This is a genomic window from Klebsiella sp. K5-306 (assembly GCF_051835185.1).
Lineage (GTDB): Bacteria > Pseudomonadota > Gammaproteobacteria > Enterobacterales > Enterobacteriaceae > Klebsiella > Klebsiella oxytoca.
Genome location: NZ_JAIFJY010000016.1, coordinates 115,656 through 133,034, shown reverse-complemented (window position 1 = coordinate 133,034; position 17,379 = coordinate 115,656). Strand labels below are relative to the sequence as shown.

26 protein-coding genes and 1 pseudogene are annotated in these 17,379 nt (G+C 50.4%); 6 read left to right on the top strand and 21 right to left on the bottom strand.

What is annotated here, in order from left to right; all coding sequences use genetic code 11:
- Positions 1 to 450 precede the first annotated feature (450 nt).
- Positions 451 to 1,005, top strand: a complete 555-nt coding sequence (locus K2184_RS22370; protein WP_004106285.1) for a gamma carbonic anhydrase family protein — start codon at positions 451 to 453, stop codon at positions 1,003 to 1,005.
- Here K2184_RS22370 and K2184_RS22365 read toward each other — a convergent pair.
- The 6 genes from K2184_RS22365 to dprA are packed head-to-tail and all read right to left on the bottom strand — an operon-like array spanning position 981 to position 4,773.
- Positions 981 to 1,238 (bottom strand): DUF1488 domain-containing protein, encoded by a 258-nt coding sequence (locus tag K2184_RS22365; protein WP_004106287.1) that lies wholly within the window; start codon positions 1,236 to 1,238, stop codon positions 981 to 983. The two genes, K2184_RS22370 and K2184_RS22365, sit on opposite strands and share 25 nt — an antisense overlap.
- Complete coding sequence (aroE, locus tag K2184_RS22360) at positions 1,235 to 2,053, bottom strand: shikimate dehydrogenase (RefSeq protein ID WP_004115935.1); 819 nt, start codon at positions 2,051 to 2,053, stop codon at positions 1,235 to 1,237. Before aroE ends, K2184_RS22365 begins: the two co-directional genes overlap by 4 nt.
- Positions 2,054 to 2,056: 3 nt before the next feature.
- Positions 2,057 to 2,629 (bottom strand): L-threonylcarbamoyladenylate synthase type 1 TsaC, encoded by a 573-nt coding sequence (tsaC, locus tag K2184_RS22355; RefSeq protein WP_004115936.1) that lies wholly within the window; start codon positions 2,627 to 2,629, stop codon positions 2,057 to 2,059.
- A 4-nt stretch (positions 2,630 to 2,633) separates the two neighbouring features.
- On the bottom strand, positions 2,634 to 3,176 hold the full coding sequence (locus tag K2184_RS22350; RefSeq protein WP_004106296.1) for a DNA topoisomerase family protein: 543 nt from the start codon (positions 3,174 to 3,176) through the stop codon (positions 2,634 to 2,636).
- Positions 3,177 to 3,203: 27 nt separating this feature from the next.
- Entirely contained in the window at positions 3,204 to 3,677 is a 474-nt protein-coding gene (smg, locus tag K2184_RS22345) for a DUF494 family protein Smg (RefSeq protein WP_004106298.1), read from the bottom strand.
- On the bottom strand, positions 3,649 to 4,773 hold the full coding sequence (gene dprA / locus K2184_RS22340; protein WP_064374080.1) for a DNA-protecting protein DprA: 1,125 nt from the start codon (positions 4,771 to 4,773) through the stop codon (positions 3,649 to 3,651). The genes smg and dprA overlap by 29 nt, the downstream gene beginning before the upstream one ends.
- A 129-nt stretch (positions 4,774 to 4,902) precedes the next feature.
- On the opposite strand from dprA, the gene def reads away from it, so the two are divergent.
- From def to mscL, 5 genes are all read left to right on the top strand, one after another.
- Entirely contained in the window at positions 4,903 to 5,412 is a 510-nt protein-coding gene (gene def, locus K2184_RS22335; RefSeq protein WP_163525846.1) for a peptide deformylase, read from the top strand.
- A 14-nt stretch (positions 5,413 to 5,426) separates the two neighbouring features.
- Positions 5,427 to 6,374 (top strand): methionyl-tRNA formyltransferase, encoded by a 948-nt coding sequence (gene fmt / locus K2184_RS22330; protein ID WP_004115942.1) that lies wholly within the window; start codon positions 5,427 to 5,429, stop codon positions 6,372 to 6,374.
- A gap of 52 nt (positions 6,375 to 6,426) precedes the next feature.
- Positions 6,427 to 7,716: a 16S rRNA (cytosine(967)-C(5))-methyltransferase RsmB gene (gene rsmB / locus K2184_RS22325; RefSeq protein ID WP_163525845.1), complete on the top strand. Its 1,290-nt coding sequence runs from the start codon at positions 6,427 to 6,429 to the stop codon at positions 7,714 to 7,716.
- A gap of 21 nt (positions 7,717 to 7,737) precedes the next feature.
- Entirely contained in the window at positions 7,738 to 9,114 is a 1,377-nt protein-coding gene (trkA, locus tag K2184_RS22320) for a Trk system potassium transporter TrkA (protein ID WP_004106309.1), read from the top strand.
- Between the two features lie 140 nt (positions 9,115 to 9,254).
- Positions 9,255 to 9,668: a large-conductance mechanosensitive channel protein MscL gene (mscL, locus tag K2184_RS22315; protein ID WP_004106310.1), complete on the top strand. Its 414-nt coding sequence runs from the start codon at positions 9,255 to 9,257 to the stop codon at positions 9,666 to 9,668.
- On the opposite strand, the pseudogene K2184_RS22310 reads toward mscL, so the two are convergent.
- The 15 genes and pseudogenes from K2184_RS22310 to rplF all read right to left on the bottom strand — a co-directional run bounded on the left by K2184_RS22310 (position 9,622) and on the right by rplF (position 17,372).
- Positions 9,622 to 9,881, bottom strand: a pseudogene (locus K2184_RS22310) (alternative ribosome-rescue factor A). The gene mscL and the pseudogene K2184_RS22310 overlap by 47 nt on opposite strands.
- 59 nt (positions 9,882 to 9,940) lie before the next feature.
- On the bottom strand, positions 9,941 to 10,366 hold the full coding sequence (gene zntR / locus K2184_RS22305; protein WP_004106312.1) for a Zn(2+)-responsive transcriptional regulator: 426 nt from the start codon (positions 10,364 to 10,366) through the stop codon (positions 9,941 to 9,943).
- A 2-nt stretch (positions 10,367 to 10,368) separates the two neighbouring features.
- Entirely contained in the window at positions 10,369 to 10,737 is a 369-nt protein-coding gene (locus K2184_RS22300) for a DUF1992 domain-containing protein (RefSeq protein WP_004106314.1), read from the bottom strand.
- A 107-nt stretch (positions 10,738 to 10,844) separates the two neighbouring features.
- Entirely contained in the window at positions 10,845 to 11,231 is a 387-nt protein-coding gene (gene rplQ, locus K2184_RS22295; RefSeq protein WP_004106324.1) for a 50S ribosomal protein L17, read from the bottom strand.
- A 40-nt stretch (positions 11,232 to 11,271) separates the two neighbouring features.
- On the bottom strand, positions 11,272 to 12,261 hold the full coding sequence (locus K2184_RS22290) for a DNA-directed RNA polymerase subunit alpha (protein ID WP_002919219.1): 990 nt from the start codon (positions 12,259 to 12,261) through the stop codon (positions 11,272 to 11,274).
- A gap of 25 nt (positions 12,262 to 12,286) precedes the next feature.
- Entirely contained in the window at positions 12,287 to 12,907 is a 621-nt protein-coding gene (rpsD, locus tag K2184_RS22285) for a 30S ribosomal protein S4 (RefSeq protein ID WP_004106330.1), read from the bottom strand.
- Positions 12,908 to 12,940: 33 nt separating this feature from the next.
- A complete protein-coding gene (gene rpsK / locus K2184_RS22280) occupies positions 12,941 to 13,330 on the bottom strand; it encodes a 30S ribosomal protein S11 (protein ID WP_004138423.1) in 390 nt (129 codons plus the stop codon).
- Between the two features lie 16 nt (positions 13,331 to 13,346).
- Complete coding sequence (gene rpsM / locus K2184_RS22275) at positions 13,347 to 13,703, bottom strand: 30S ribosomal protein S13 (protein ID WP_004106333.1); 357 nt, start codon at positions 13,701 to 13,703, stop codon at positions 13,347 to 13,349.
- A gap of 146 nt (positions 13,704 to 13,849) precedes the next feature.
- Positions 13,850 to 13,966, bottom strand: a complete 117-nt coding sequence (gene rpmJ, locus K2184_RS22270; protein ID WP_000868187.1) for a 50S ribosomal protein L36 — start codon at positions 13,964 to 13,966, stop codon at positions 13,850 to 13,852.
- 31 nt (positions 13,967 to 13,997) lie between these two features.
- Positions 13,998 to 15,329 (bottom strand): preprotein translocase subunit SecY, encoded by a 1,332-nt coding sequence (gene secY / locus K2184_RS22265; protein WP_004106334.1) that lies wholly within the window; start codon positions 15,327 to 15,329, stop codon positions 13,998 to 14,000.
- A 7-nt stretch (positions 15,330 to 15,336) separates the two neighbouring features.
- Positions 15,337 to 15,771: a 50S ribosomal protein L15 gene (gene rplO / locus K2184_RS22260; protein WP_004106336.1), complete on the bottom strand. Its 435-nt coding sequence runs from the start codon at positions 15,769 to 15,771 to the stop codon at positions 15,337 to 15,339.
- Positions 15,772 to 15,774: 3 nt separating this feature from the next.
- Positions 15,775 to 15,954, bottom strand: coding sequence for a 50S ribosomal protein L30 (gene rpmD, locus K2184_RS22255; protein WP_001140434.1), 180 nt, complete (start codon positions 15,952 to 15,954; stop codon positions 15,775 to 15,777).
- A gap of 3 nt (positions 15,955 to 15,957) precedes the next feature.
- Positions 15,958 to 16,461: a 30S ribosomal protein S5 gene (gene rpsE, locus K2184_RS22250; RefSeq protein ID WP_004106339.1), complete on the bottom strand. Its 504-nt coding sequence runs from the start codon at positions 16,459 to 16,461 to the stop codon at positions 15,958 to 15,960.
- A 14-nt stretch (positions 16,462 to 16,475) separates the two neighbouring features.
- Positions 16,476 to 16,829, bottom strand: a complete 354-nt coding sequence (rplR, locus tag K2184_RS22245; protein ID WP_000358960.1) for a 50S ribosomal protein L18 — start codon at positions 16,827 to 16,829, stop codon at positions 16,476 to 16,478.
- Between the two features lie 9 nt (positions 16,830 to 16,838).
- Complete coding sequence (rplF, locus tag K2184_RS22240; protein WP_004106341.1) at positions 16,839 to 17,372, bottom strand: 50S ribosomal protein L6; 534 nt, start codon at positions 17,370 to 17,372, stop codon at positions 16,839 to 16,841.
- Positions 17,373 to 17,379 lie beyond the last annotated feature (7 nt).

Below are 17,379 nucleotides of genomic sequence, written 5' to 3'. Positions count from 1 at the left end.
GAATTACGTGTTCACTCTTTGAGACTTGGTATTCATTTTTCGTCCGAAGACGTTAAGAATCCATGTCACTTTGAGTGCCCACACAGATTGTCTGATAAATTGTTAAAGAGCAGTGCAACGCGGCTTTTGCTCACCGTTGCGAGGTGGCGTATAATACGCTTTCCTCTTTCAGAGTCAAGCGTTTAATTTCGCTTTTCTCTGCCGGTATTCATCGCTGAATCCCGCTGACCCGGCGGGCTGTAAGCCGTTGTTCCGTGTCAGTGGGAGCGCATTATAGGGATCCCATTTTTTTGCACAAGCCTTTTTTCGATCTTTTTTTTCATGTGATGCTTTTTCCGCCTCTTCGCAGCATTCTTGCGCAATTCGTTCAATTTTTACCACAATAAAGGGTTGCAGGAGGCCCCAAAAGCACCCAAAGTCTTTGCACTCCCTTATTTTATTGAGGTAACTATGACCAACAGTTTGCGTCGCTATAAAGAGTTATTCCCGAAAACGGGTCAACGGGTAATGATCGACGCCAGTAGCGTAGTGATCGGGGACGTCAGAATAGCTGATGATGTCAGTATCTGGCCGCTGGTCGCGATTCGCGGTGATGTGAATTATGTAGAAATAGGCGCTCGAACTAACATCCAGGACGGTAGTGTCTTACATGTTACTCATAAGTCTTCATCAAACCCGCGAGGCAATCCACTTATCATTGGCGATGATGTCACTGTCGGCCACAAGGTCATGCTACACGGCTGCACCATCGGTAACCGTGTGCTGGTCGGCATGGGTTCGATTCTGTTGGATGGCGTGATTGTAGAAGACGATATAATGATTGGCGCAGGCAGCCTGGTACCACAGAATAAACGCCTTGAGAGTGGCTACCTTTACTTTGGCAACCCTGTAAAGCAGATACGCCCCCTGACGGAGGCGGAAATCGCCGGACTCATATATTCAGCGAATAACTATGTAAAGTGGAAGGGTGACTACCTGACTCAGGAAAACCAGATCCAACCTTGAGCATCTTCCTGCTGGTCGAGAATCAGAACCTGAGCTTCATCTTCCAGATCCCAGCGATGTTCACGAAATGCGGCCAGCCATTGCGTAGGTTCTTCCCCACCAAAACGCGTCTTGAGCACCGATGACGTTAAGGCGCAGGTTAGCTGCATACCGTTTACTAATACCGGAAAAGCGATACATTGGTGCGCCTCATCCCACACTTCCCTGTCAGGAAACTGAATAGACTGGTTCATGCATTCAGCTCCTTCTGTAAAGCGGCAATGACTGGAGTTATATCTGGCAGAATGCCGTGCCACAACAGCACCGCATGAGCAGCCTGCGCCACCAGCATTCCTAACCCATCAGCGCATTTTGTCGCACCGTGTTGCTGGCATAAGGATAAAAAAGGCGTACTACCTTTCTGGTAAAACATGTCATAGCAGCAGACATGAGGGTTAATTAAACTCACAGGAATTGCAGGAACGTCCCCGTCAATGCCGCTGGATGTCGCATTAATGATGAGATCAAATTCCTCATTGCCTGATGCTTCTATATCCAAAGCACGGACGCTGCCAGTATGAGCAAACAACGTAGCCAGTTCATGAGCGCGAGAAAAGGTACGATTGACAATAGTAACGGCGCAATCCAGAGATAAAAGGGGCAGCAATACCCCACGTGAAGCGCCACCCGCGCCAATAAGCAATACCCGGAAGCCAGGTTTGATAAACTCAAGCCGTTCCAGATCGCTTAAGAGCCCGATGCCATCCGTATTGTCGCCAAGCAGCCGGCCGTCTTCCAGCCGTTTAAGCGTATTAACTGCGCCGGCCAGCGCTGCACGTTCGGTTAACTCGTCAGCTCGCGCAAAGGCCTCTTCTTTAAAAGGTACTGTGATGTTAGCGCCCTTGCCACCCTCATTAAAGAAGGAGTCAAGCGTGGTAACAAAATCATCGAGCGGAGCCAGAATACGTCCATAGGGATGCGCAATTTGCAGCTGCTGTGCAAAAAGCCGATGGATAGACGGCGATTTACTATGGGCGATGGGGTGTCCGAAGACGGCATAAGTTTCCATGAATTATCCCTGGCGGAAGAGTTCGCCCGTCAAGGCATCACGAATTTCAGATGGATTTTGTCGTCCTCCCGTTGCCCCATCAATGACGGGAAAGTCAGCGCCAAACTGTGTATAAACTTCCTCGGTCGTGCGGCAAGGTGGCTGGCCCGATAAATTTGCGCTGGTTGAAACCAGCGGCTTACCGTAAGCCTTGCACAGTTCAACCACCAGCGGATGATCGGTAACTCTGACAGCCAATGAATTGAAGCGCCCAGTCAACCAACGCGGCGTTGAAGCACAGGCGGGGAAGACAAACGTCACCGGACCAGGCCAACAGGAAAAAATAGCCGCGAGCTGCTCATCGCTAAGCCGCGTATAGTCAATGTATGGCTTGAGTTGTTCAAAGCTAGCGGCGATCAGGATCAATCCTTTTTCGACCGGACGCTGTTTAAGAGCAAGCAGAGTCATGACGGCCTTTTCGCTATCGGGATCGCAACCGACGCCAAAAACGGCTTCCGTAGGATAGGCGATGACATGTTGATTATTCAGAAGCTCTACAGCGCGAACGATGGCTTCTGAGGGCAGGTTATTATTCACAGATTTATTCCGCCGATATCGGCTTTCCACATTGTTTGCTGGCACAAAAGCGCTTAACGCCCTGAGCCGTTTTCTTTTCGATTAGCAACGGGTAATGACACTCGGGGCACTCGCCCGCTACTGGTTTGAAATTAATGACGAACTGGCAATCGGGGTAACGATCGCAGGAATGGAAGTTTTTACCAAAACGTGAACGGCGCTGCACCAGATGCCCTTGTCCGCATTGCGGGCAGGGTATTGCGGTTTCATCTGGCTTATCAATCAATTCAGTATGTTCACAATCAGGGTAGCTACTGCACCCGATAAACATACCAAAACGTCCCTGCCGTAGCACCAGCACGGAGCCGCAAGACGGACACGTTTGCCCCTCCAGAACTTTGACGATATGTCCGTCCGCCTGGCTTTTAAGGGGACGGACATAGTCACAGTCAGGATAATGCGAACAGCCGAGAAAAGGCCCGTGCTTCCCGGAGCGTATCACCAGTTCAGCCCCACACTGCGGGCAAGGTTCGTTTTTACGCACCGAAAACAGCGCTGTTTTGGTCATAACAATTCTAATGTCGCAGCAAAAAAGTTAATGCAGCATACCTTCATTTACTTCAAAGAGTAATTCTTCCATTTGCTGGTAGGCATTTTCGCAACCGGGAATATTGAACAGCACCATCAGAATCACCCATTTGAGATCCTCCAGATCGAACTCCGCCGTATCCAGCGCCAGCGCACGCTCTATTACCATTTCCCGTGTTTCGAGGTTCAACACCTGAATTTGCTCAAGGAACAGTAAGAACCCCCGGCAACTCGCATCAAGACGCTGACACTCCTCGTCCGTATATACTCGTAGCGAGAGAGGGTCGGAAGCAAGCTGCATAGGCGCAACCAACCCCTCCTGATAATCAGCCAGTTTCTCAAGCCACATCAGGGCGTTATAGATATCTTCTCGTTCAAAACCGGCATCGGTAAGATCCCGAGTCAGCTTGTCCTGATCCACGCGCATTTCTGCTTCATTATGGATGTAAGTTTCAAACAGATACATGAGTACGTCGAACATGGCTTGCCCTCCTTAATCGGACATAGCCGCCGGGTACAGCTGCGATCCAGCCTGCTAACTCCAGTTCAAGTAGCTGGGCTACGGTTACTGGCACAGATTGGCCGGCACGTTCAGCGACAACGTCAACAGGTGTTACCTCATCTCCTACGTTAGCCAGGAGCTCTGGAAATGGCAATGCTACAGAAGGCAGATTCGCGCAATTATTTGCGCCATCCGGCTCGGGAACAATGTACTGTAGATCATCCCGCCAGTATTCAATGATGTCTTCAGGCGCCGTTACGGGAATCGCTCCCTGCTTAATGAGCCAATGGGGTCCTTCCGAACCAGGACTGCCAATTGGCCCTGGCAGGGCAAATACATCCCTTCCCTGCTCCAGAGCATAACGAACTGTCACTAGCGAACCGCTTTTCAGTGCGGCTTCAACAACTAACACACCGGCGCTCAGGCCGCTGATAATCCGATTACGCCGGGGAAAATTCCCCGGCAAAGGCGGAGTAAAAAGTGGAAATTCAGAAATTACGGCTCCACCGTTGCGAATTATCTGCTCCGCCAGCGCCTGATGGCGACGAGGATAGATTTCGCGTAACCCGTTCCCTAAAACGGCAACCGTTTTACCCTTACCTTCCAGCGCACCACGATGGGCGATCCCATCGATGCCAAGAGCCAGACCGCTAGTGATCGTAATGCCATAACCCGCTAAAGCTACGCTAAATAATTTCCCCCAGCGGGCGCCATACCACGAATGCGCTCGACTTCCGATAACTGACAGCTGCCGGCTACTAAGTAGCGAAGTATTTCCATAGACAAAAAGGGCACCGGGAAAATCCACAATAGCCCGCAATTGAGGTGGGTAAAGCGGATCTTCGGCGGTGAGTAGATAGCAACTCGGCTGCTCGAGCCACTGCAGAGTGGAATCAATCTCGCATTGGTTAACGCTAAGAAAGTGCTTCGATTGCGCCAGATTCAAACCACAGGCTCGCAAATTATCATGATCTAAGGTCGGAGATGAACATAGCTGACGAGCGACGTTGACAGCACTGTCGCCATACAGGCTGCTCACTCTCATCAAACGTATCCAAATTTCCTTCGGCGTCATCCCCATCCCCCTGCCACAAGCGACTTTAACAATCATTGCGATTGGACAGCGAGACTGTCAATTGCAGGGGGTTTTGTCTAGAATAGAGGTAATAATCTTTCCAACTCCTGAACACAACTCTGGATAACTATGTCAGTTTTGCAAGTGTTACATATTCCGGACGAGCGCCTTCGCAAAGTCGCAAAGCCGGTTGAAGAAGTAAATGCGGAAATTCAGCGTATCGTCGATGATATGTTCGAGACGATGTACGCTGAAGAAGGTATTGGTCTTGCCGCAACGCAGGTGGATATCCATCAGCGGATCATCGTTATTGATGTATCGGAAAATCGTGATGAGCAGCTGGTATTAATTAACCCGGAGCTGCTGGAAAAGAGCGGAGAGACCGGCATTGAAGAGGGCTGTCTCTCTATTCCTGAACAACGCGCTTTAGTGTCGCGTGCAGAAAAAGTGAAAATCCGCGCGCTCGATCGCGAAGGAAAATCGTTTGAACTGGAAGCTGACGGTCTGCTGGCAATCTGTATTCAGCATGAGATGGATCATCTCGTTGGTAAGCTGTTCATCGATTATCTGTCTCCGCTCAAGCAACAACGCATTCGTCAAAAAGTTGAGAAACTTGACCGCCTGAATGCCCGAGCTTAAGGACGAGAATTAACGTGTCAGATTCACTACGTATTATTTTTGCGGGTACTCCTGATTTTGCAGCGCGTCATCTTGACGCGCTGCTCTCCTCTGGACATAACATCGTTGGCGTGTTTACACAACCAGACCGTCCAGCAGGCCGGGGTAAAAAACTCATGCCCAGCCCGGTTAAAGTACTGGCGCAGGAGAAAGGCATACCAGTATTCCAGCCAGCTTCGTTACGCCCGCAGGATAATCAGCAATTAGTTTCTGACCTGCATGCAGACGTCATGGTGGTCGTAGCCTATGGTCTGCTTTTGCCGAAAGCGGTGCTGGATATGCCGCGCCTTGGCTGCATTAATGTTCATGGTTCGCTGCTTCCACGCTGGCGCGGAGCGGCGCCAATTCAACGTTCGCTGTGGGCTGGTGATACCGAGACCGGTGTAACAATCATGCAGATGGATGTCGGGCTTGATACGGGCGACATGCTGTATAAGCTTGCGTGTCCCATCACCGCAGAAGATACCAGCGGAACGTTATATGACAAACTGGCTAACCTGGGGCCGCAAGGGCTTATTGAAACCCTTAAGCAGCTTGCCGCGGGTACCGCAAAACCGGTCGTTCAGGATGAAGCGCTGGTTACCCATGCACAAAAACTCAGCAAAGAAGAGGCGCGTATCGACTGGTCTCTTTCCGCTGCTCAGTTAGAACGCTGCATTCGCGCCTTTAATCCGTGGCCTATGAGCTGGATAGAAATTGATGGCCAGCCGATAAAAGTCTGGCAGGCATCGGTTATCAATACGGCCACAGCTGCCGTACCGGGGACCATCATTGAAGCGACAAAACAGGGGATTCAGGTAGCAACCAGCGACGGTATTCTGAATCTACTCTCGCTGCAGCCGGCCGGTAAAAAAGCAATGAGCGCCCAGGATCTTTTAAACTCGCGCCGGGAATGGTTCGCTCCTGGCAACCGTCTGGTCTGACGGCCCCTTCTTAATACGCCCGGTGTTGCCGGGCATTTTTATTTTTGTGTTTATGAAAAAACAACTCAATTTACGTAGCCTGGCAGCGCAGGCCGTTGAACAGGTTCTCGAACAAGGGCAATCATTAAGCAACGTTCTGCCCTCACTGCAGCAAAAAGTATCCGATAAAGATAAAGCGCTGCTTCAGGAACTATGCTTTGGCGTGCTGCGTACGCTTTCGCAATTAGACTGGCTGATCAATAAGCTAATGTCTCGTCCGATGACGGGTAAGCAGCGTATCGTTCACTACCTGATTATGGTGGGCTTATATCAACTGCTCTATACGCGTATCCCGCCGCATGCCGCACTGGCGGAAACGGTTGAAGGCGCAGTCGCTATTAAACGTCCACAGCTTAAGGGGTTGATTAACGGCGTATTGCGCCAGTTTCAGCGCCAGCAGGAAGAGCTGTTGTCTGAATTTTCTCGTAGCGACATTCGCTTCTTACACCCAGGCTGGTTATTAAAACGCCTGCAGAAAGCGTATCCAGCGCGGTGGGAAGCCATCGTGGATGCGAACAACCAGCGTCCGCCAATGTGGTTGCGCGTGAACCGTCTCCATCACACGCGCGACAGCTGGCTGGCATTGCTGGAAGAGGCGGGTATGTCAGGGTTTACGCATTCCGCTTATCCTGACGCTGTACGCATGGAAACACCGGTACCAGTCCATGCACTGCCAGGGTTTGAAGAAGGCTGGGTTACCGTTCAGGATGCCTCCGCTCAGGGTTGCGTCACATTCCTCGCCCCCAAAAACGGCGAGCACATTCTGGATCTCTGCGCCGCTCCGGGCGGTAAAACCACGCATATTCTCGAAGCGGCTCCCGAAGCACAGGTTCTCGCCATCGATATTGACGAGCAGCGGCTCTCCCGCGTCTATGACAACCTGAAGCGACTGGGAATGAAGGCAACCGTCAAACAGGGTGATGGACGCCATCCATCACAGTGGTGCGGCGAACAACAGTTCGATCGTATCCTACTGGATGCGCCTTGTTCCGCTAGCGGTGTTATTCGCCGTCACCCGGATATCAAATGGCTGCGCCGGGATCGCGATATCGCAGAACTGGCCCAGCTTCAGTCGGAAATTCTGGATGCCGTATGGCCGCACCTGAAATCCGGCGGAACTCTGGTTTACGCGACGTGCTCCGTATTACCAGAGGAGAATAGCCTGCAAATTAAAGCTTTTCTGCAACGAACAGCGGATGCGGTACTCAGCGAAACCGGAACGCCAGAGTTACCAGGCCAACAAAATTTGCCTGGTGGTGAAGAAGGTGACGGCTTCTTTTACGCTAAGCTAATCAAAAAGTGATGAGATAACGAGTCGCGACTGATGAAAATTATCATATTGGGCGCAGGACAGGTCGGCGGAACTCTGGCGGAAAATCTCGTCGGGGAGAACAACGACATTACTCTGGTCGACACGAATGGCGACCGCCTTCGTAGTCTTCAGGATAAATTTGATCTCCGGGTGGTTCAGGGACATGGCTCGCATCCGCGCGTGTTACGTGAGGCCGGTGCGGATGATGCCGACATGCTGGTTGCGGTGACCAGCTCCGATGAAACCAATATGGTGGCCTGCCAGGTTGCCTATTCGCTGTTTAATACACCAAATCGTATTGCTCGCATCCGTTCGCCGGATTATGTTCGCGATGCCGATAAACTTTTCCATTCAGAAGCGGTTCCTATAGATCACCTTATCGCACCTGAGCAGCTGGTAATTGATAGTATTTACCGGCTGATCGAGTATCCAGGCGCTTTGCAGGTTGTCAATTTTGCTGAAGGAAAGGTCAGCCTGGCGGTCGTTAAAGCCTATTATGGCGGTCCTTTGGTGGGAAATGCACTTTCGACTATGCGCGAACATATGCCGCATATTGATACACGCGTAGCGGCCATTTTCCGCCACGATCGTCCTATCAGACCCCAGGGCTCAACAATTGTAGAGGCCGGGGATGAGGTGTTCTTTATCGCCGCTTCGCAGCACATTCGAGCAGTCATGAGCGAGCTTCAGCGTCTGGAAAAGCCTTATAAACGCATCATGCTGGTCGGCGGCGGAAACATTGGCGCCGGGCTCGCCCATAAGCTGGAGAAAGATTACAGCGTCAAACTCATTGAACGTAATCAACAGCGAGCCGCAGAGCTTGCAGAAAAGCTGCAGAATACCATCGTCTTCTACGGCGATGCTTCAGATCAAGAATTACTGGCTGAAGAACATATCGATCAAGTTGATCTTTTTATCGCTGTCACCAACGATGATGAAGCCAATATCATGTCTGCCATGCTCGCGAAGCGAATGGGCGCCAAAAAAGTCATGGTACTGATCCAGCGACGGGCTTACGTCGATCTTGTCCAGGGGAGCGTGATCGATATTGCAATATCACCGCAGCAGGCAACCATATCCGCGCTGCTCAGCCATGTCCGCAAAGCGGATATTGTTGGTGTTTCCTCGCTGCGCCGCGGCGTCGCTGAGGCCATTGAAGCAGTGGCGCACGGAGATGAAAGCACTTCACGGGTTGTTGGACGTTCGATTGATGAGATTAAACTTCCGCCAGGAACAATTATTGGCGCAGTTGTACGCGGTAATGATGTCATGATAGCGAATAACAATCTGCGCATTGAGCAAGGGGATCATGTAGTTATGTTCCTGACTGACAAAAAATTCATCTCTGATGTGGAGAGGCTATTCCAGCCAAGTCCTTTCTTTCTGTAGTTATCAGGCGTCGACAAGACGCCTTTCTTTTATCCCTTATATATCAAAGGATAATATTTTCCTGCAATTATTTCCTAATAATGGAAAATAGGAATACATTTGTTAAACTTATCAGTGTTCGCTGGCTCAAGGAGAATAAAATGAGTTTTTTAAAAGAATTTCGCGAATTTGCGATGCGCGGGAACGTGGTTGATCTGGCAGTCGGTGTCATCATTGGTGCAGCATTTGGTAAAATCGTATCGTCGTTGGTTGCCGATATTATTATGCCGCCGCTAGGCTTGCTCATCGGCGGAATTGACTTTAAACAGTTTGCTGTAACGCTGCGAGATGCCCAGGGCGATATTCCCGCTGTCGTAATGCACTATGGCGTATTCATTCAGAATGTATTCGACTTTATCATCGTGGCTTTTGCTATTTTTATGGCAATCAAACTGATGAACAAATTGAACAGGAAAAAAGAAGAGGCGCCGGCAGCACCACCTGCTCCGACTAAAGAAGAAGTCCTGCTTAGCGAAATTCGTGACCTGTTGAAAGAACAGAACAATCGCTCTTAAAAGGCTTTAAAACCAGAAGGCCAGTGGTAAAAAAGTAATCACTTTCTTGCCACTGGCCTCCCGACCATCCCGCCCCGCATGTTTTGCTTTTCTTTGATAACTGCCTTTCCCCTTCTTATTCTTTTCAACTCGTTGCCTGAATAACGGGTCATGAAGCAAGGCCTCGATGGCATTATCTTTTATCTGCCCTTTAGTGTGCTGATAGCGGCTCATAAAATCTCCAGATTGGTGAAATGAAATCGGCGTGAGTGTAGACGCGAATGCTGAAAAAATCAACGCCCGGTATTTCTGTTACTGGCGCCCTGCTCGAGCGCTTCAAGAATGGAACAATAGACACTGCTGTGCGCTGTGCCGCAGCAAGCATCATTGAGCCGCTGTAAGGAACGACGCATAGCCTGGAGCTCCTTAATACGGGATTCCACTTCACTCAAACGAGCCTGCACAATGCCTTTAGATTCCTGACAGGTATGATGTTCCGGATCGATGCGGATCGAGAGAAGTTCGCGGATCGATTCCAGCGTAAACCCCAGCTGCCTGGCATAGCGGATAAAACGCAGTCTCTGCAGGTCGTTATCCGAATAGAGACGAAATCCACCTTCCGTACGCACGTTATGATCCATCATCTGCTGTTTTTCATAATAGCGGATGGTATCAGGAGTAACGTCAGCCAATTTAGCCAGTTCACCTATGCGGTACATGATTACTCCTCATTAATCTTATGCAGCAACTTATCAGCGTAATCCCCACGCAGGAAGTCAGTATTTAAGCCCGCCTGCCGCAGCTTTAGCTCGAGCAGCGCAAGGCGACGGCTCAGCTCAGCATAGCGGGGATCGCACTCCTGAACGCCTTTAAGTAAGTCATTTAGCATCACGGCTTCTTTACGATGTTCAAGTTCGGGAGGTAAACAACCCGCATTCTTGAGTAATCGATAACCTGCGCGTAGCTCGGGCGGCACATGTGAATCATCATCCAGAATCAGTGGTTCGCCACTGCCCGGAAGATTATCCAATTCACCTTTGCGCTGGGCATCAAGAATATGGCGTTCTGCCCACTGATCCAGTAACCACATAATACGGCTCCGGCGATGAACAAAAAGAATGCAGATATTGTAAACAAGCAGGAATAGGGAGGATATAAAAAAACCCGCCGGAGCGGGTTTTTTTACGTTACTACAGATTACTCTGCAGCAGCTTCTGCTTTCGATTCAGAGCGATCAACCAGCTCGATGTATGCCATCGGCGCGTTGTCGCCTGCACGGAAGCCACACTTCATAATACGAGTGTAACCACCGGCGCGGCTCGCGAAACGCGGGCCCAGCTCGTTAAACAGTTTTGCCACGATCTCGTTATCACGAGTGCGGGCGAATGCCAGACGACGATTAGCAACGCTATCAGTCTTGGCAAGAGTAATCAGCGGCTCAACTACGCGACGCAGTTCTTTCGCTTTCGGCAGGGTCGTCTTGATGATTTCATGACGAACCAGCGAACCAGCCATGTTACGGAACATAGCCTGGCGATGGCTGCTGTTGCGGTTCAGTTGACGACCACTCTTACGATGGCGCATGACCTTATCCTTCTCAGTAAAACCTTAACCTGTGATCCGGTTACTCGTCAGCAATGCTTGCCGGTGGCCAGTTTTCCAGGCGCATGCCCAGAGACAAACCACGTGAAGCCAGCACGTCTTTAATCTCGGTAAGAGATTTTTTACCCAGGTTCGGCGTTTTCAGCAACTCAACCTCGGTACGCTGTACCAGATCACCGATATAGTGGATAGCTTCTGCCTTGAGGCAGTTAGCAGAGCGGACAGTCAATTCGAGATCGTCAACAGGGCGCAGCAGGATCGGATCGAATTCTGGTTTCTCTTCTTTCACTTCCGGCTGACGTACATCACGTAAGTCAACGAAAGCTTCCAGTTGTTCTGCCAGGATGGTTGCCGCACGACGAATCGCCTCTTCAGGATCGATTGTGCCGTTGGTTTCCATTTCGATGACCAGCTTGTCCAGGTCGGTACGCTGTTCTACACGCGCTGCTTCAACATTGTAGGCAATACGCTCTACCGGGCTGTAGCATGCGTCGACCAGCAGACGGCCGATTGGGCGCTCATCTTCTTCCGAATGAATTCGGGCAGAAGCCGGCACATAACCGCGACCGCGCTGAACTTTGATACGCATGCTAATAGCTGCGTTCTCATCGGTCAGGTGGCAGATCACATGTTGCGGCTTGACGATTTCGACATCACCGTCATGGGTAATGTCGGCTGCGGTCACAGGGCCAATGCCAGATTTGTTCAAAGTAAGGATGACTTCATCTTTACCCTGAACTCTCACCGCCAGCCCTTTCAGGTTGAGCAGGATTTCAAGGATATCTTCCTGAACGCCTTCTTTGGTGCTGTACTCATGAAGTACACCATCAATCTCAACCTCGGTCACCGCGCAACCCGGCATCGATGAGAGCAGAATACGGCGCAGTGCGTTACCTAGAGTATGGCCAAAGCCACGCTCTAAAGGTTCAAGGGTCACCTTGGCGTGCGTCGAACTCACTTGCTCGATATCGACCAGGCGCGGTTTTAGAAACTCTGTCACAGAACCCTGCATTGTGTCCTCTCTTTGGTACTAAGCTTTACTTGGAGTAAAGCTCGACGATCAGGTGTTCGTTAATGTCCGCAGACAGATCAGAACGTTCCGGCAGACGCTTGAACGTACCTTCCATCTTGCCAGCATCAACTTCCAGCCAGGTTGGCTTTTCACGCTGCTCAGCCAGCTCCAGAGCGGCTTTCACGCGAGATTGCTTTTTCGCTTTCTCACGAATGCTAACAACGTCATTCGCTTTAACCTGATAAGAAGCGATGTTAACAACACGACCGTTTACCATGATAGCTTTGTGGCTAACCAGCTGACGTGATTCAGCACGAGTCGCGCCGAAGCCCATACGGTATACAACGTTGTCCAGACGACCTTCCAGCAGAGTCAACAGGTTTTCACCGGTGTTGCCTTTCAGACGCGCTGCTTCTTTATAATAGTTACGGAACTGACGCTCCAGCACACCGTACATACGGCGAACTTTTTGCTTTTCACGCAACTGCACACCATAGTCAGACAGACGCGGTTTACGCGCACCGTGCTGGCCAGGAGCTTGTTCAATTTTACACTTGGTATCGATCGCGCGAACGCCAGACTTAAGGAACAGGTCTGTGCCCTCACGACGGCTCAGCTTGAGCTTAGGACCCAAATATCTTGCCATTTTCTTTCTCCAACAATCCTAGAAACGAACGCGTTATACGCGACGTTTTTTCGGCGGACGACAACCGTTATGAGGGATCGGAGTCACATCAGTAATATTAGTGATGCGGAAACCAGCGGCGTTCAGTGCACGAATAGTAGATTCGCGACCTGGACCCGGACCTTTGACCATAACTTCCAGATTCTTGATGCCGTATTCTTTTACGGCTTCAGCGCAACGCTCTGCTGCAACCTGAGCTGCAAACGGAGTGGATTTGCGAGAACCACGGAAACCGGAACCACCGGCTGTTGCCCAACCCAGCGCGTTACCTTGACGATCGGTAATGGTAACGATGGTGTTGTTAAAAGAAGCATGGACATGAGCCACGCCATCAGAGACTTGTTTTCTTACACGCTTACGTGCACGAACTGGTGCCTTTGCCATTATTCAATCACCCCGATTATTTCTTGATCGGTTTACGCGGACCCTTACGGGTACGTGCGTTGGTCTTAGTACGCTGACCGCGAACCGGAAGACCACGACGATGGCGTAAACCACGATAGCAACCAAGGTCCATCAGACGCTTGATGCTCAGGGTGATTTCACGGCGCAGATCACCTTCAACGACAAATTTACCTACCGCTTCACGCAGGGATTCAATTTGTTCTTCAGACAGCTCACTGATCTTAACATTTTCAGCGATACCCGTGTCAGCACAGATGGCTTTAGAGCGGGTCTTGCCGATACCGAAAATGGCAGTTAATGCGATTACGGTATGTTTGTGATCAGGAATGTTAATGCCTGCTATACGGGCCACTATGCACTCCTACTATTTAATATGTACGCACCATGCTGAAAAGCCCGTTTTCAGGATACTCAAATGGAAACGTACAGACATACAAAAGATTGGCTGGCTAATCTAGCCAGCTCAACCCAACTTTGCAAGAAAAATATGCGAATAAATCAGCCTTGGCGCTGTTTATGCTTCGGCTCGGCACTGCAAATCACGCGGATGACGCCATCACGCTTAACGATTTTGCAGTTACGGCATAATTTCTTGACGGAAGCACGAACTTTCATTTTTACTCTCCGTAACTTCTCGAGCGACCTGTTAGCGGCCGTAGCCTTTCAGATTCGCCTTCTTCAATGCAGACTCATACTGACTTGACATCATCAGAGTTTGCACTTGAGCCATAAAGTCCATAATCACGACAACAACGATAAGCAGTGAGGTCCCACCGAAGTAGAACGGTACTTTCATTGCATCACGCATGAACTCCGGGATCAGGCAGATAAAAGTGATGTATAACGCACCGACCAAAGTCAGGCGAGTCATTACTTTATCGATATACTTCGCCGTTTGCTCTCCCGGACGAATTCCTGGTACAAATGCACCGGACTTCTTCAGGTTATCTGCTGTTTCACGCGGGTTGAAAACCAACGCCGTGTAGAAGAAACAGAAGAAGATGATTGCAGACGCATAGAGTAACACATAAAGCGGTTGCCCAGGCTGCAAATACAGCGAAATTGTTGTCAGCCAGTTCCAACCAGTACCGCCCCCGAACCAAGATGTAATGGTTGCCGGGAACAGAATAATACTGGAAGCGAAGATTGCCGGGATGACCCCTGCCATATTCACTTTCAGCGGTAAATGTGTGCTCTGTGCAGCATAGACACGACGACCCTGTTGACGTTTCGCGTAGTTTACCACAATGCGGCGTTGGCCACGCTCAACAAACACAACAAAGAAGGTCACTGCAAATACTAATACTGCAACCAACAGCAACAGGAGGAAGTGCAGGTCGCCTTGACGCGCTTGCTCGATAGTATGGGCTATGGCCGGCGGGAGTCCCGCAACTATACCAGCGAAGATAATGATCGAAATACCGTTACCGATACCACGCTCAGTGATCTGTTCGCCGAGCCACATCAGGAACATCGTTCCTGAGACCAGACTAACAACAGCGGTGAAATAGAATGCAAAGCCTGGATTTATTACCAGGCCCTGCATACCAGGCATATTCGGTAGACCGGTAGCAATACCGATCGACTGGAATATCGCCAGCACCAGAGTACCGTAGCGGGTGTACTGGCTGATCTTACGACGACCAGACTCCCCTTCTTTCTTCAGCTCCGCTAACGGCTGATAAACAACCGTTAACAGCTGGACAATGATCGATGCCGAAATATACGGCATGATACCCAGAGCAAAGATTGAAGCACGGCTGAGAGCACCACCAGAGAACATGTTGAACATTTCAATGATGGTGCCTCGCTGTTGCTCAAGCAGTTTGGCAAGTACAGCGGCATCAATACCAGGGATCGGAATAAAAGAGCCAATACGGAACACAATCAACGCACCGATTACAAACAACAGTCTGCGCTTCAGTTCGCCAATCCCACCTTTGGCACTTTGAAAATCTAATCCCGGTTGCTTAGCCATCTGCTACTTATTCCTCAATTTTACCGCCAGCAGCTTCGATAGCAGCACGAGCACCTTTAGTCACGCGCAGGCCACGAACAGTTACCGGACGAGATACTTCACCAGACAGGATCACTTTCGCGAACTCGATCTGGATACCGATAATGTTAGCCGCTTTCAGCGTGTTCAGGTCGATAACATCGCCTTCTACGTGAGCCAGATCAGACAGACGAACTTCTGCAGTGATCATCGCTTTACGAGAAGTGAAGCCGAATTTCGGCAGGCGACGGTACAGAGGCATCTGACCACCTTCGAAACCGCGACGTACGCCACCGCCAGAACGAGAGTTCTGACCTTTGTGACCACGACCACCGGTTTTACCGAGGCCAGAACCGATACCACGACCCAGGCGTTTACCCGCCTTTTTAGAGCCTTCGGCCGGAGACAGAGTATTTAAACGCATCTCTTACTCCTCAACTTTAACCATGAAGGAAACCGCGTTGACCATACCACGAACAGCAGGAGTATCCTCGCGCTCTACGGTGTGACCAATACGACGCAGACCCAGGCCAAGCAGCGTTGCCTTGTGTTTCGGCAGACGACCGATTGCACTGCGGGTTTGAGTAATTTTAATAGTCTTTGCCATGGTTTATTTCCCCAGAATTTCTTCAACGGATTTACCACGCTTGGCAGCGACCATTTCTGGAGAATTCATATTTTCCAGGCCATCAATAGTTGCACGAACCACGTTGATCGGGTTGGTGGAACCATATGCTTTGGCCAGAACGTTATGAACTCCAGCAACTTCCAGAACGGCGCGCATTGCACCACCGGCGATGATACCGGTACCTTCGGAAGCTGGCTGCATGAATACACGAGAACCCGTGTGAACACCTTTAACCGGGTGCTGCAGGGTGCCGTGGTTCAGCGCGACGTTAATCATATTGCGACGGGCTTTTTCCATCGCTTTCTGGATCGCTGCTGGAACTTCACGCGCTTTACCGTAACCAAAACCAACGCGACCGTTACCGTCACCAACTACAGTCAGAGCTGTGAAGGAGAAAATACGACCACCTTTAACGGTTTTAGATACGCGGTTAACCGCGATCAGCTTTTCCTGCAGTTCGCCAGCTTGTTTTTCGATGTGAGCCATCTTACACCTCTACCTTAGAACTGAAGGCCAGCTTCACGGGCAGCATCTGCCAGTGCCTGGACACGACCATGATATTGGAACCCGGAACGGTCAAAGGATACATCTTTGATGCCTTTTTCCAGAGCGCGTTCAGCGACAGCTTTACCCACAGCTGCAGCCGCGTCTTTGTTACCGGTGTACTTCAGTTGTTCAGCGATAGCTTTTTCTACAGTAGAAGCAGCTACCAGAACTTCAGAACCGTTCGGTGCAATTACCTGTGCGTAAATATGACGCGGGGTACGATGTACCACCAGGCGAGTTGCACCCAGCTCCTGGAGCTTGCGGCGTGCGCGGGTCGCACGACGGATACGAGCAGATTTCTTATCCATAGTGTTACCTTACTTCTTCTTAGCCTCTTTGGTACGCACGACTTCGTCGGCGTAACGAACACCCTTACCTTTATAAGGCTCAGGACGACGGTAGGCGCGCAGATCTGCTGCAACCTGACCGATCACCTGCTTATCAGCGCCTTTCAGCACGATTTCAGTTTGAGTCGGACATTCTGCAGTGATACCGGCCGGCAGTTTATGCTCAACAGGATGAGAGAAACCTAAAGCCAGGTTTACTACATCCCCTTTGACCGCTGCACGATAACCTACACCAACCAGCTGAAGCTTTTTAGTGAAGCCTTCGGTAACACCAACAACCATTGAGTTCAGCAGGGCACGCGCGGTACCAGCCTGAGCCCATCCATCCACGAAACCATCACGCGGACCGAAGGTCAGAGCATTATCTGCATGTTTAACTTCAACAGCATTGTTGAGGGTACGAGTCAGCTCGCCGTTTTTACCTTTGATCGTAATAACCTGACCGTTGATTTTTACATCAACGCCGGCAGGAACAACGACCGGTGCTTTAGCAACACGAGACATTTTTTCC

Coding starts and splice junctions, on each gene's coding strand:
- aroE (WP_004115935.1), bottom strand. CDS start 2,053: ATGGAAACTTATGCCGTCTTCGGACACCCCATCGCCCATAGTAAATCG.
- rpsD (WP_004106330.1), bottom strand. CDS start 12,907: ATGGCAAGATATTTGGGTCCTAAGCTCAAGCTGAGCCGTCGTGAGGGC.
- secY (WP_004106334.1), bottom strand. CDS start 15,329: ATGGCTAAGCAACCGGGATTAGATTTTCAAAGTGCCAAAGGTGGGATT.
- smg (WP_004106298.1), bottom strand. CDS start 3,677: ATGTTCGACGTACTCATGTATCTGTTTGAAACTTACATCCATAATGAA.
- rpmD (WP_001140434.1), bottom strand. CDS start 15,954: ATGGCAAAGACTATTAAAATTACTCAAACCCGCAGTGCAATCGGTCGT.
- rplO (WP_004106336.1), bottom strand. CDS start 15,771: ATGCGTTTAAATACTCTGTCTCCGGCCGAAGGCTCTAAAAAGGCGGGT.
- zntR (WP_004106312.1), bottom strand. CDS start 10,366: ATGTACCGCATAGGTGAACTGGCTAAATTGGCTGACGTTACTCCTGAT.
- rpsK (WP_004138423.1), bottom strand. CDS start 13,330: ATGGCAAAGGCACCAGTTCGTGCACGTAAGCGTGTAAGAAAACAAGTC.
- K2184_RS22350 (WP_004106296.1), bottom strand. CDS start 3,176: ATGACCAAAACAGCGCTGTTTTCGGTGCGTAAAAACGAACCTTGCCCG.
- mscL (WP_004106310.1), top strand. CDS start 9,255: ATGAGTTTTTTAAAAGAATTTCGCGAATTTGCGATGCGCGGGAACGTG.
- dprA (WP_064374080.1), bottom strand. CDS start 4,773: ATGACGCCGAAGGAAATTTGGATACGTTTGATGAGAGTGAGCAGCCTG.
- rpmJ (WP_000868187.1), bottom strand. CDS start 13,966: ATGAAAGTTCGTGCTTCCGTCAAGAAATTATGCCGTAACTGCAAAATC.
- K2184_RS22365 (WP_004106287.1), bottom strand. CDS start 1,238: ATGAACCAGTCTATTCAGTTTCCTGACAGGGAAGTGTGGGATGAGGCG.
- trkA (WP_004106309.1), top strand. CDS start 7,738: ATGAAAATTATCATATTGGGCGCAGGACAGGTCGGCGGAACTCTGGCG.
- K2184_RS22300 (WP_004106314.1), bottom strand. CDS start 10,737: ATGTGGTTACTGGATCAGTGGGCAGAACGCCATATTCTTGATGCCCAG.
- rsmB (WP_163525845.1), top strand. CDS start 6,427: ATGAAAAAACAACTCAATTTACGTAGCCTGGCAGCGCAGGCCGTTGAA.
- K2184_RS22370 (WP_004106285.1), top strand. CDS start 451: ATGACCAACAGTTTGCGTCGCTATAAAGAGTTATTCCCGAAAACGGGT.
- rplF (WP_004106341.1), bottom strand. CDS start 17,372: ATGTCTCGTGTTGCTAAAGCACCGGTCGTTGTTCCTGCCGGCGTTGAT.
- K2184_RS22290 (WP_002919219.1), bottom strand. CDS start 12,261: ATGCAGGGTTCTGTGACAGAGTTTCTAAAACCGCGCCTGGTCGATATC.
- rpsE (WP_004106339.1), bottom strand. CDS start 16,461: ATGGCTCACATCGAAAAACAAGCTGGCGAACTGCAGGAAAAGCTGATC.
- rplR (WP_000358960.1), bottom strand. CDS start 16,829: ATGGATAAGAAATCTGCTCGTATCCGTCGTGCGACCCGCGCACGCCGC.
- def (WP_163525846.1), top strand. CDS start 4,903: ATGTCAGTTTTGCAAGTGTTACATATTCCGGACGAGCGCCTTCGCAAA.
- rplQ (WP_004106324.1), bottom strand. CDS start 11,231: ATGCGCCATCGTAAGAGTGGTCGTCAACTGAACCGCAACAGCAGCCAT.